Source organism: Streptomyces sp. NBC_01429 (assembly GCF_036231945.1).
Lineage (GTDB): Bacteria > Actinomycetota > Actinomycetes > Streptomycetales > Streptomycetaceae > Streptomyces.
This window is the reverse complement of sequence record NZ_CP109599.1, coordinates 3266892-3279052: the sequence shown is the minus strand read 5'-3', so window position 1 is coordinate 3279052 and position 12161 is coordinate 3266892. Positions and strand designations below refer to the sequence as shown.

General features: G+C 73.8%; 9 protein-coding genes. 4 read left to right on the top strand and 5 right to left on the bottom strand.

The genetic code is table 11. The features are described from left to right. Positions 1 to 368 precede the first annotated feature (368 nt). A complete protein-coding gene (locus tag OG627_RS13880; protein ID WP_329064919.1) occupies positions 369 to 1205 on the top strand; it encodes a VOC family protein in 837 nt (278 codons plus the stop codon). Positions 1206 to 1330: 125 nt separating this feature from the next. Further along, a complete protein-coding gene (locus OG627_RS13875; RefSeq protein ID WP_329064917.1) occupies positions 1331 to 3790 on the top strand; it encodes an outer membrane protein assembly factor BamB family protein in 2460 nt (819 codons plus the stop codon). A gap of 29 nt (positions 3791 to 3819) precedes the next feature. Here OG627_RS13875 and OG627_RS13870 read toward each other — a convergent pair whose 3' ends face one another. Then, positions 3820 to 4554 carry a hypothetical protein gene (locus OG627_RS13870; RefSeq protein WP_329064915.1) on the bottom strand — a complete coding sequence of 245 codons (735 nt, stop codon included), beginning with the start codon at positions 4552 to 4554 and terminating at the stop codon, positions 3820 to 3822. A 212-nt stretch (positions 4555 to 4766) separates the two neighbouring features. On the opposite strand from OG627_RS13870, the gene OG627_RS13865 reads away from it, so the two are divergent. After that, positions 4767 to 5303, top strand: coding sequence for a hypothetical protein (locus tag OG627_RS13865; protein ID WP_329064913.1), 537 nt, complete (start codon positions 4767 to 4769; stop codon positions 5301 to 5303). Between the two features lie 84 nt (positions 5304 to 5387). Here OG627_RS13865 and OG627_RS13860 read toward each other — a convergent pair whose 3' ends face one another. From OG627_RS13860 to OG627_RS13845, 4 genes are all read right to left on the bottom strand, one after another. Beyond that, positions 5388 to 5567 (bottom strand): hypothetical protein, encoded by a 180-nt coding sequence (locus OG627_RS13860; RefSeq protein WP_329064911.1) that lies wholly within the window; start codon positions 5565 to 5567, stop codon positions 5388 to 5390. Between the two features lie 137 nt (positions 5568 to 5704). Then, positions 5705 to 5866 carry a hypothetical protein gene (locus OG627_RS13855; RefSeq protein WP_329064909.1) on the bottom strand — a complete coding sequence of 54 codons (162 nt, stop codon included), beginning with the start codon at positions 5864 to 5866 and terminating at the stop codon, positions 5705 to 5707. A gap of 224 nt (positions 5867 to 6090) precedes the next feature. Next, entirely contained in the window at positions 6091 to 9045 is a 2955-nt protein-coding gene (locus OG627_RS13850) for an AfsR/SARP family transcriptional regulator (protein WP_329064907.1), read from the bottom strand. A 377-nt stretch (positions 9046 to 9422) separates the two neighbouring features. After that, positions 9423 to 11018, bottom strand: coding sequence for a CehA/McbA family metallohydrolase (locus OG627_RS13845; protein ID WP_329064905.1), 1596 nt, complete (start codon positions 11016 to 11018; stop codon positions 9423 to 9425). A gap of 232 nt (positions 11019 to 11250) precedes the next feature. On the opposite strand from OG627_RS13845, the gene OG627_RS13840 reads away from it, so the two are divergent. Continuing rightward, entirely contained in the window at positions 11251 to 12078 is an 828-nt protein-coding gene (locus tag OG627_RS13840) for an LLM class F420-dependent oxidoreductase (RefSeq protein ID WP_329064903.1), read from the top strand. Positions 12079 to 12161 lie beyond the last annotated feature (83 nt).

Genomic DNA, 12161 nt, shown 5'->3' with positions numbered 1-12161 from the left:
GACTGCAAATGGGGAACCGGCCCGCTCGCACAGGGGCTCCGAGGCGCCGCCCGGAGGCCCCGGGCGAGGGGGTCCGAGGGGGATCCCGATGGGCCGGGCGGCCGGAGTCGGTGTGAATAGTGTTATCAACAGCCTGTGGACAACTTCGGTGGATAACCCGGGGTGGCGGACGGTTCACCCTGCGATAATGAATCAATTGTTCTATTTCTCCCGCTGCGCGCCCGCCCGTGGCGCATTAGCTTGGCTGTGACGGGCGCCAGGTATCCACAAGCCCGGGTATCCACCGGGCCAGGTATCCACAAAGGCCGGGTATCCACCGGGCCAGGTGTCCACCAGGCCGGCGAGGTCCACAGGGAAGGTCCGGGTCTATGGCCGCATTCGCGGAAGGCACACCGTGCTGGGTGGATGTGTCACTCCCCGATCTGGAGGCGGGAAAGCGCTTCTACGGGGAGCTGTTCGGGTGGACCTTCGGGGAGACCGCCGACTCGGGGGCCGGGCGCGGCGCGGAGGCGTTCAGCGACGGGAAGCGGGTCGCGGGGCTCGTCGCCAAGAAGGACGGCAGGATGCCCACCGTGTGGGGTGTCTATTTCGCCACCGCCGACGCCGTCGGGCTCAGCCGGCGCATCACGGCGGCCGGCGGCACTCTGGTGCGCGGCCCGGCGGCCCTCGGGCGGTCCGGGGTGATCGCCCAGGCGGCCGATCCCGCCGGGACGGTCTTCGGGATCCGGCAGCCGGGCGACGACCCGGGATTCGAGCGGACCGGCCTGCCGGGATCCTTCTGCTGGACGGAGCTGTACACCAGGGACAAGGAGCGCGTGGACCCCTTCTACGAGTCGGTCCTCGGCTTCCGGGGCACGGATCTCCCCGGCGCCTCCGTCGACTTCCGCATGTGGTCCCCGGCCGGTGCCGAGCCCGGGGAGGCGAGCGCGATCGGCGGGCGCAGCGTGATCACGGACGCCTTCCCCGCCGAGATGCCCGGCCACTTCCTCAGCTACTTCTCGGTCGCGGACTGCGACGCGACGGCGGCGACGGCGGTCCGGCTCGGCGGCCGGGTCACCGCGCCGCCCTTCGACATCCCGCACGGGCGCATGTCCGTGCTTCTCGACAACCAGGGCGCGTCCTTCGCCGTACTGTCAGGGGCGGCGGATCCGGTCGGACCTCAGGGAGCGCCGGGAGCGCGGCCGGATCCGAACGAAAGGCCCTAGGGTGTCCGGATCGGGATGAGACACCCCGATCCGCCCCCCGGTTCGCAACCGCCGCCTCCGACAGGAAGAATCAGGGGCCACACGGGGCCGTACCTTTGTGGCCCGTACGGGGAGGTGGCAGGCAAGTGGAGCAGCTGACGCAGCACGACCCGAGGCGTATCGGCCCTTTCGAGGTGCTGATGAGGCTCGGAGCCGGCGGCATGGGGCTGGTCTATCTCGCGCGCTCGGCGTCGGGCCGCCGGGTGGCGATCAAGACGGTACGTACCGAGCTTGCCGAGGACCAGCTGTTCCGGGTCCGCTTCACGCGTGAGGTGGAGGCCGCCCGCGCCGTCAGCGGGTTCTACACCGCCGCCGTGGTGGACGCCGACCCCCGGGCCGCCGTGCCCTGGCTCGCCACGGCCTATGTGCCCGCTCCCTCGCTGGAGGAGATAGTGAGTGAGTGCGGGCCCATGCCCACCCAGGCCGTGCGCTGGCTGGCGGCGGGGATCGCCGAGGCCCTCCAGTCGATCCACGGCGCCAATCTCGTCCACCGCGACCTGAAGCCGTCGAACGTCCTGGTGGTCGAGGACGGGCCGCGCGTCATCGACTTCGGTATCGCCTCCGGGGTCTCCAACACCCGGCTGACCATGACCAACGTCGCCGTCGGCACCCCCGCCTACATGTCCCCCGAGCAGGCGCGCGACTCGCGCAGCGTGACCGGCGCGAGCGACATCTTCTCGCTCGGCTCCACCCTGGTCTTCGCCGCGACCGGACACGCGCCGTTCCACGGGGCGAACCCGGTCGAGACGGTCTTCATGCTGCTGCGCGAGGGCCCGGACCTCGAAGGGCTGCCGGACGAGCTCAGACCACTGATCGAGTCGTGCATGCAGATGGACGCCACGCTGCGGCCCACCCCGGCCGATCTCCAGGCGCAGCTGGCCCCGCACCTGTTCGCCTCGGGCAGTGACGACAGCGGTACGGCGTCGGCCTGGCTGCCCGATGTGGCCACCGAGATGATCGAGCGCCGCCGGGCCGGTGGCCGGGCGCCCGCTCCCGTGCGTCCGGCGGAGCCGCCCGCCGCGCCGCCCCAGCCGCCGCACCGGCCGCCGGTGCCCGCGCAGGCGCCCGACTGGGAGTCCGCGTGGCGGCCGGAGGGCGGCCGCCGGGTGAGCCCCGGCCGGGCGACGGAGGCGCACCCGCCGCCCACCCCGCCGCACGCCAGGACCGCCCCGCCGTCGGCGCCCCCGGACGGACCGGTCAGGCTGCCCGGCGCGCCGGTGCCGATCGGGCCCGGCCCCCGGGCCGCGGACGCGCACGGCGCGGTCGCCGCCGAGGCGGGACCGGCCACCGGCTGGATCCGCCCGCCCGCCGGGCTCACCGGCCTGGACGCGGCCCCGGGCCCCGTACCGTCCCCGGTCGCCCCGCCGGTGCCCGCGCCCACCCGGCCGCCCGACGCCGCGCCCGCCCCCGGCCACTGGCGCCCCTGGCGGTTCCGGATGTCGAACGACGTCTGGGGCACGCCGGTCGTCGACGGCGATCTCCTCTACGTCACCTCCTTCGAGGTGCACGCCCTGGACGTGGGCAGCGGCCGCCGCCAGTTCAAGACGCGCGACGTGGCGTGGGCGATGGCCGTCGCCGGAGGCCGTATCCACGCCTCCGACGGACCGACGCTGTACGCGCTCGACGGCAAGGACGGCTCGGAGCGCTGGCGGCTCCAGACGGACGCCTGGGTGTACTCCCTCAAGGTCGACCGGGGCACGGTCGTCACCGGCACGCGCGGCGGCGGGATCCAGGCGTGGGAGGCGGCGAACGGCGAGAAGCTCTGGGAGACCTCCGGCGCCCAGACGGACTTCGAGACGCCCGAGGCGGGGCCCGCGGTCCACGACGGCACGGTGTACGCGTGGAAGGACGCCAGGCTGCTGGCGCTGGACGCGCGCACGGGCGCCGAGCGCTGGTCGTACCCCGTGGGGGACGCCGCGTCCTGCGGCGGAGTCCCCGTTCGGGTGAGTCCGGCCTCCGACGGCCAGCTGTACGTCTCGGCCGGGCCGCGCGTGCTGTCCGTCGACATCGCGAGCGGCCATGTGCGCTGGCACTTCGAGGCGCCCGCGGTCTTCCTCTCACCGCCCGCCTTCGCCCCGGGACCCGCCGTGGCGGGCGGCGGCGTCTATCTCGCCGACTACCTCGGCACGGTGTACGCGCTGGACGCCACCACCGGCAAGGACCGCTGGCGGATCGCCACCGAGTCCCGCCAGTCGATCGAGCCGGTGCTCGTCGCCGACGGCGACGTCCATGTCGGCAGCGGCAGCGCCCTCTACACGCTGGACGCGGTGACGGGCACCCCCAAGTGGCGCTTCGCCGCGGGCGGTGAGGTCATCGGCGCCCCGGTCGTCGCCGACGGACGGCTGCACTTCGGCTCGGCCGACCACGTGCTGTACACACTGGACGCGAGCGGCGGCCAGCTGCGCTGGAAGCTGGCGACGGGCGGTGAGATCACCGGCTCGCCGGTGGCGCGCCGGGGCGTGGTGTACGCGTGCAGCAGGGACCGGTGCGTGTACGCGCTGGACGCGGTGAAGGGCACGGCCACCGGGCGCGGAGCGGCCCGGTAACAACAGCGGGGGCCGGGGCCGGTGGTGTGTCAGGAGCGCCGGGTGTCCCGGCCGTGCGGCGGCCGCTGGACGACGGGCAGGGACTGGGTGTCGCCGTCGTGGGACCAGCCGTCGTGCGGCCCGTCGGACCACTCGTCGCCGCGCGGGGGCGGGTAGGTCTCGGGTGCGTACGGCTGGGGCGATGGGGGCGATTGAGGTGCGTGGGGCTGGGGCGCGTACGGCTCCGGGTCGTACGCGTCGGGCGCGAACCGCCCCTCGGCGCGCGGGTCGTACCCGTATCCGTGGGTCCCGTAGGGCTCCTGCGCGGGAGCGGGCTCGTACGGCCGGTCCGCGGCGGACGGCGGTACGCGGCGGCGCCGCCCGCTCATCGCCAGCGCGCCCAGCAGCAGCACGACCCCGCCACCGAGGGCGTACGCGACGCCGACACCGAGCCCCGAGCCGTCACCGGCGAGCGTGAGGCTGCCCGTCGACTGGCCCTGACGCACCATCCACAGCACGGTGAAACCGAGCACGACCAGCCCGGCGAGCATTACCAGCGGCCGCGAGCGCGCGGCCACCGCGATCAGGGTGAGCAGGGCGGCGAAGGCGAAGGGCAGCAGCAGCGACACGAGGACGCCCGACCCGTTGCCGGAGATGCCGTCGAACAGATCGGTGATCCGGTAGTCGCGCCCCTGTCTGCCGTCGTACCAGGCCCGGAACGGGCTGAGGACGGCGGCGGCCGCTCCGGCGAGAGCGAGGAGCGAACCGATGACGTTGCGGACCATCGCCGGCCTCCCTGGGCGGTACGGAATCCTGCTCCGGGTGCCGACGCTACGCCGGGTCACCGGCGTACGCCATGCGGCGGCGGGGGCGCGGGAGCGCGCTGGTAGGTTGTCGCGCGCGATTGACAGGTTCATGGGTGACAGGCCCATGGGCGCGCACGGGGGAGTGGATCGTTTTGACACGGCAGACATATCGACGGCTCAAAATCACGGCCGTGCTGGTCACGGTGGTACTGGCGCTGACGGGCTTCTCGTCGTCGAGCAAGTCCAGGTCCAGGGGATCGAGCCACGGCGGCAGCGGCAGCGGTGGCGGCAGCGGCTGTTCCAGTCCGGAGAGGGGCAACGGTTCGTCCTCGTCCTCCTCCTCGGGCTCCTCGGGATCGGGCTCCGGGTACCACTCGGGCTCCGGCACGCGCCACGACTCGGACGACGACCACGACGACACGTCGTCCAGCGGCTCCACGTCCACGGCGGACGGCGTCGAGGCACGGATCGTCACCTGCGTGCGCAAGGCGCGCGGCAAGCGCAAGGCCGTCACCTACGCGACGGTACGGGTGGAGGCCGGCCGGGCGTCGACCGAGACCTACGACATCGACGTGACGTTCACGGACGCCGCCGGTTCGTACGTCGACTTCGGCGACGCCGAGGTCACCCTGGACAGCGGCGAGACCCGTACGGTCCGGGTGCCCATGGACACCCCCCGGGAAGTGACCCGCGTCCGGAAGTGCGAGGTCGACGCCACGGTCGCCTGAAGCCGCGCGCGGCGGGACGCACAGGAGCGGGGCCGGGGCCTTGCGAGCCCCGGCCCCGCCGTGGTGCGACGTCACCCGCGGTTCTCAGGTGACGTGGCCGTCCTGCGGGGTGGCGATGACGTCGGTGACGTGGCCGTCGCCCGAGGTGGTGAGGCGGCTGTCGACCGAGGTGACGTGGCCGTCGGCGAGCGCCGGCGATGCCGCGCCCCCGGCCGCCGCGGCCACCACGGCCGCGGTGATCAGTATTCGCCTGGTGAGAGTCATCCATGCCTTTCCGGTCGGCTCCTGGGCAGAGCCGGCCTGATCTCCGAGGGGGTCCGGACATGCCACGACCGCGGCGGCTCCCCCTCCGCGCCGCCGCGGTCGTCCCACCCCCGTCGAAGAGGTGTGGTCCAGCAGTTCTAGGCAGGGTTCCCCGTGACGTGCGAGTCTTCCGGCGTGGCCGTCGGGGCGTCCGTGACGTGCGAATCGCCCTGCGTCTTGGCCGTCGTGGCCTCGCTGCCGCCGGTGACGTGGGAGTCGTCCTGGGGCTTGGTGATCGTGTCGGTCTTCTTGTCGCTCATGGTTTCGAACTCCCTTGGGTGGATCTCTGTGAAGTGGGGCATGAGGCCCGTCCGGCCGTTCCCCCGAATGACCGGACGGGCGTCTCAAGGCCGCTCACCCTAGGGGTTCGGCCTCACATCGATCCGTCCGCCCCCCGAAGCAACGGCTCGACAGGTAAGACCCTGCCGTGTGCCGCTAAATGAATGATGAACGCCCAGCCCAGGCCGGGTTCGGCGAAAGGGGACTACGCGGCGGCGGCCGAGACGAGGAGGGCACGCACCTCCTCCGCCTCCGGTGCTTTCAACCCCTCGAAGACCGCCAGTGCTTCCTGCCAGCAGACCTGTGCCCGCCCGGTCTGGCCTATGCCGTCCAAGGCCCGTCCGAGCACGGTGAGCACGTTCCCCCGCCGCCACTCCCCGCCGATGCCGCGCAGGACCGTCAGGGCCATCTCCGCGTGGGACGCGGCCTGGGCCGAGCGCCTGCCCGTGAGATCGACCTCGGCGAGGCGGAACAGCGTCATCCCCTCCCACAGCCGCTGCCTGCTGTCACGGAAGACTTCCAGGGCCTCGGCCAGCCGCTTGACCGCGTCGGAGCGGTGGCCACCCTGGGCGAGGGCCATTCCCAGCGCGTAGCGGGCGTTCGCGCCGCGGAAGGTGCTCCCGACGCTGTCGTAGAGACGCATGCCCTCTTCGGCGAGCGAGATCGCGCCGGTCGTACGGCCCATGGCGAGCCTGGTACGCGACAGATTGCACAGCGCGGACGCCGTGCCGGGCAGGTTGTCCCCGGTGCGGAACCCCTCGATCGCGCGCGTGAGATGCGTCTCCGCGTCCGCATAGCGGTTCTGGTAGATCGCCATGATGCCCAGGTGGTTGTCCGCCCAGCAGACCGCGAGCGTGTCATCGGTGCCCCGCGCCAGCTCCGTGGCCCGGTGGGCCTCCTGGTTGGCCTGGTCGAACCGGCCCATCAGATGATGGGTGTTGCCCAGGACCACCAGCACACGGCCCTCGGCCCGCGCGTCGCCGAGAGAGCGCGCCGCGCTCAGCACACCGGCCGCCGTCGACTCGTACTCCTTGGAGTTGGCCCCCGACTCGCCCAGGTCCAGCGCCGCCCACAGCAGGTCCACCGCCCGGCGCAGCCGGTCCGCGCGGACGGCGGACTGGCGGATGCAGGCGAGCAGGGTGAGGGCCTCCTCGTACAGCCAGTCCTGCGCCTTGCCGGGGTCGGGGAACGAGAGACCGACGGACGACGTGGGCTCCAGGTGCTCCACCAGCCGGTCGCCCGGCCGTCCCAGCGCGTACGCGTTCGCCGCCGTCGCCAGATAGAAGTCCAGCAGCCGGGAGAGCGCGGCGGCCCGCTCGGACGCGGGCTGTTCGTCGCGTTCCGCGCAGGCACGCGCGTAGAGCCGTACGAGGTCGTGGTAGCGGTAGCGGCCCGGCGCGGCGGATTCCAGCAGCGAGGTGTCGACGAGCGACTCCAGCAGGTCCTCGGCGTCCCGGCCCGGCAGATCGAGGAGCGCCGCAGCGGCGGCGAGGGAGATGTCCGGGCCGTCGGCGAGACCGAGCAGCCGGAAGGCGCGGGCCTGGGACGGTTCGAGGGCGCCGTATCCCAGCTCGAAGGTCGCCTTGACCGCGAGGTCGCCCGCCTGGAGCTCGTCCAGCCTGCGCCGCTCGTCCGCGAGCTTCGCGGCGAGTACGGAGACGGTCCAGGTACGGCGGGAGGCGAGCCGGGACGCGGCGATCCGGATCGCCAGCGGCAGGAAGCCGCACGCGGCGACGACGTCGAGCGCCGCCTCGCGCTCGGAACTGACGCGCTCCAGGCCGACGATGCGGGTGAACAGCTGGAGGGCCTCCTCCGGGGACATCACGTCCAGGTCGACCAGATGCGCCCCGGCCAGGTCGACCATCCGGCCCCGGCTGGTCACCAGCGCCGCGCAGCCCGCCGTGCCCGGCAGCAGCGGGCGCAGCTGGGCGGCGTCGCGCGCGTTGTCCAGCAGGACGAGGACGCGGCGGCCGGCCAGCGTGGAGCGGTAGAGCGCCGAGCGGTCCTCGACCGAGTCGGGGATCGCGGTGCCGGGCAGGCCGAGCGCCCGCAGGAACGAGCCCAGTACGGCCTCCGGCTCGGCGGGGCGGGTGCCGGCGCCCTGGAGGTCCACGTACAACTGCCCGTCGGGGAAGTACTCCCGGGCCGCGTGCGCGACATGGACGGCGAGGGTCGTCTTGCCGACGCCGCCGATCCCGGCGAGCGCGGAGACCGCCATCACCGATCCCTCGGCGGTGGCCAGCCGGTCGCCCAGCTCCTGGACGAAGGAGACGCGCCCGGTGAAGTCCGGCACGGTCGCCGGGAGTTGGGCGGGCCGCAGCACGGCGTGCGCGGGGGCGGGCTCCTCCCTGGGGCGGGCCAGCCCGGCGTCGGCCCGCAGGATGCGCTCCTGGAGCAGCGACAGCTCGGGCCGCGGGTCGACCCCCAGCTCGTCGGCGAGCAGCCGGCGGGTGTCGGCGTAGACGGCGAGGGCCTCGGCCTGCCGGCCGCTGCGGTAGAGGGCGAGCATCAGCAGCTCCCGCAGCCGCTCGCGCAGCGGGTGCGCGGCGGTCAGCGAGGTCAGCTCGGAGACGGCCTCCGCGTGGCAGCCGGCCTCCAGGTCCATGTCGAGCCGCGCCTCCGTGAGCTGGAGCCGCCACTCCTCCAGCCGGGCGCGCTGCGTCTCGGCGTACGGGCCGGGTACGGAGGCCAGCGCCTCGCCGTCCCACAGGTCCAGCGATTTGTTGATCAGCGTCCTGGCCTGGCAGCGGTCCCCGGCCGCCCGCGCCCGGTCCGCGTCCCCGGCCAGTTCCTCGGCCACGTTGAGGTCGAGGGCCTCGGGCGTCGTCCGCAGGGCGTACCCGCCCGACTCGCTCACCAGCACACCGGGGTTGAGCACCTTGCGCAGCCGGGACGCGTACGTCCGTACGGCGGCCAGCGCCTGCGACGGCGGCGCGTCGCCCCACAGCGCGTCGATCAGCTCGCCGGCGGTCGCCGTGCGCCCGTCGCGCAGCAGCAGGGCGGCCAGCAGCGCGCGTTGCTGCGGCGATCCGGACGACAGCGTCTCGGCGCCACGCCAGGCGCGTACGGGTCCGAGCACGCTGAAGCGCAGTTCGTCACGCTCGGCCGCCGCGGCCGGAGCCCGCTGCTCCGGCACCCGAGGCCCGCCGTCCCGTTCCATAGCTCCCCCTGCCCCCGCTCATGCCGGTATCGCCTTCGACAGTCTGCCTTGTCGGCGCCCATGAGTCAGCAGTGAGTCGCGGTCTGCACAAGGCCACGACAGGATCGAGACGCCTTGTGGCTGAAGGGGCATCAGATGGGGGCGGGGTCGGGGGTGGATTGCGCGTGGAGCATGGTGAGTTCGTGGGGTGTCCGTGGATTCTGTGGGGTTCGTGGGGTTCGCGGGGCGCATGAGGGATACGTGGGTGTACGGGAGGCGCCCCGGGCGTGTGCGCGGGTACGCCCCGGGTCGCGTGCGCCGGTCCGCCGGGGGTGCGTGGGCGGGACGCGCGGGGGTCGCGTGGGCGGGACGCGCGGGGCGGACCCGCCCCCGCCCCGTCACTCGCCGAGGAACACCGGGTTGGTGAAGGCCGCCAGGGCTCCCGGGAGGGGCGGCGCGGCCGGGGCGTGGCGCACCTCGGCCCGTACGTAGGTGGCGTAGGAGGCGGTGGTGTGCCACTCGGCCGTCCCGGTCCCCGTGTCGGGGAGGGTGACCGTGTGCAGGGTGCCCTGGTCGGTGACGAAGTGGGCGGTGCGGCCGGGGGCTCCGGTGACCTCCAGCCGTACGGTGACCGGGGCGTCGGGGGCCACGCGCAGACGCTCGCCGATGCCCGCGTGGCCGCCCCTGCCGCCGGTCGCGCCGAAGGAGAGGGAGACCTTCGCCGACTCGGCGACGTAGCTGCGGCCCGCGCGCAGACCGGCGAGGACGGCCTCGCGGCTGAGGTCGTCCGCCAGCACCACCGTCTGCGGGGTGCCGATCGCGTCGGGGTCGCGGTGGGCGTCGCTGCTGCCCATCGCCGGGGTCCAGCGTCCGCCCGAACGGGCAGCGGCGACCAGCAGGTTGTCCCACTCGGCGAGGGAGACCTCGTCGTCGGGCGTGTACGGGCCGTTCCAGACCTCCACCGCGTCGGCGTCGGCGAAGCCGAACTTCCAGTTGCAGCCCAGGCAGGTGCCGTGCGGATGCGCCGGGACCACCAGGCCGCCGGCCCGGCGGATCTCCCGGGCGAAGTGGCCGAAGCGGTTGTCGCGGGCGCGGTAGCGCCAGTCGATGAACGTACCGGCGTCCATGCCGAGGGCCACGACGTGGCCGTTGCGGGTGGTGACCTCCTCGCCCGTCAGGATCAGCAGGTCGTCGCCCCACAGGCCCTCCCAGGCGCGGTGCGCGGAGCTGGTGTTGTGCTCGCTGGTGTTGATGAAGTCGAGCCCGGCGGCGCGGGCCAGCGCGGCGATCTCGGCGGGGGTGCGCCTCCCGTCGGAGTGCACGGAGTGGATGTGGCAGTCACCCCGGTACCAGGCCCGCCCGCGCCCCTTCGCGCGCCGGGGCGGGTACGCGGGCGCGGGCGTTCCGCCCGGGGCCGGCGGACCGAACCGGAGCGTGATCGTCACCTCGTACGCCAGCCCCTCGGGGGCGACGGTGTACGGGCCGAGCGCGATGTGCCAGGTGCCCGCGCGCACCGGGCCCGGGAGGTAGCCGGGGGTGGCCGCGTCCTCGCGCAGGAAGAACTCGGTGCGCGCGCCGCCCGACCAGCCCCGGAACCCCGGGCCGCCCAGCCGTGTGCCGCGCTCGTCGAAGATCCCGATGTCGAGGGCGTTGCCCTGGGTGCCTGCCGGGACGGCCGGGCGTTCGTAGGTGTAGGCGACGTGGATCTCGTTGACGCCGGAGGGCACCTCGACGGGCAGATGGACGAAGTCGGGCGCGCCGGGCGGCAGTGTGCCGCGCACGGTCCTGGTGCTGGTCCGGCCGCCGGTGCCGGTGCCGGTGCCGGCGGCCGTGTCGCTTCCGGTACCTCCGGTGCCTTCGGTGCCGTCTGCCGATGCCGATGCGGCGTTCGCGAAGCTCACAGGACTCAACGTAAGCACGGCGGCGGCTCCCGTCACCAGGAGCGCTCGTCTGCCGGGCCCCGGGGGAACGAGGTCGGTGCGGTCCTTGTCCATGACGGCGGCTCCCGGGGGGTGGGCGTGGGTGCGTCCGGGCGTTCGCACGCGCCGCCCGGACGCATATGTCTGCCGTGCACTCTGCTCGTGCCCGGTGAACCGTGGCGCACGGCAAGGGGGTTGCCGCATGACCGAAACACGGCCGGGGCACCCCGCGCACCCCTACCTGCGAGTAACCAGGAGCTGTACGGTGACAGCCGCCCCACCGACGCCCACGACGGAGGCTCCACCCATGCGGATCGCGACCACCATCTTCCTCACCGACGAGACGATCACGCCCGTACGGCTGGCCCGTGAGCTGGAGGAGCGCGGCTTCGCGGGGCTCTACCTCCCCGAGCACACCCACATCCCCGTCGAGCGGACCAGCCCGTACCCGGCCGGCGGCGAGCTGCCGCGTGAGTACGGCCGGACGCTCGACCCCTTCGTCGCCCTCGGCCAGGCCGCCGCCGTGACCGAGCGGCTGGGGCTCGGCACCGGCATCACGCTCGTCGCGCAGCACGACCCGATCGATCTGGCCAAGCAGGTCGCCACCCTCGACCATCTCTCCGGCGAGCGCTTCACGCTCGGCGTCGGCTTCGGCTGGAACAAGGAAGAGGCCGCCGACCACGGAGTGGAGTGGACGTCGCGGCGCGCGCTCACCCAGGAGCGGCTGGCGCTGATGCGGGCCCTGTGGGCGGCCGAACCGACCGCGTACAAGGGCGAGTTCGGCGCGGTACGGGCCAGCCACGCGTACCCGAAGCCGGTACGGGGCAAGCCCCGCGTCCTCATCGGCGGCGCGGCCGGACCGAAGCTCTTCGCGGGGATCGCCGAGGGCGCTGACGGCTGGCTGCCGATCGGCGGCCGGGGTCTCACGGAGGCGCTCCCGGCGCTGCGCGCGGTCTGGGCGGCGGCGGGCCGGGACCCGGGCGACCTCCAGGTCGTGCCGTACGCGGTGGTCCCGAGCGAGGGGAAGCTGGCGCACTACGCGGAGCTGGGCATCGAGGAGGTCGTCCTCCAGCTGCCGTCGGCGGGCGAGGGCGAGGTGCTGCGCGCGCTGGACGCGTACACGCCGTACGTCTGAGGCCGGAGCGGCAATCGTGACGTGTTCTTGACAGGTTTGGCCGGCCGGGCGAAGGTGTGCCCGGCCGAACAACTTGGCCCGCT

Coding starts and splice junctions, on each gene's coding strand:
- OG627_RS13850 (WP_329064907.1), bottom strand. CDS start 9,045: ATGGAACGGGACGGCGGGCCTCGGGTGCCGGAGCAGCGGGCTCCGGCC.
- OG627_RS13870 (WP_329064915.1), bottom strand. CDS start 4,554: ATGGTCCGCAACGTCATCGGTTCGCTCCTCGCTCTCGCCGGAGCGGCC.
- OG627_RS13840 (WP_329064903.1), top strand. CDS start 11,251: ATGCGGATCGCGACCACCATCTTCCTCACCGACGAGACGATCACGCCC.
- OG627_RS13860 (WP_329064911.1), bottom strand. CDS start 5,567: ATGACTCTCACCAGGCGAATACTGATCACCGCGGCCGTGGTGGCCGCG.
- OG627_RS13845 (WP_329064905.1), bottom strand. CDS start 11,018: ATGGACAAGGACCGCACCGACCTCGTTCCCCCGGGGCCCGGCAGACGA.
- OG627_RS13855 (WP_329064909.1), bottom strand. CDS start 5,866: ATGAGCGACAAGAAGACCGACACGATCACCAAGCCCCAGGACGACTCC.
- OG627_RS13880 (WP_329064919.1), top strand. CDS start 369: ATGGCCGCATTCGCGGAAGGCACACCGTGCTGGGTGGATGTGTCACTC.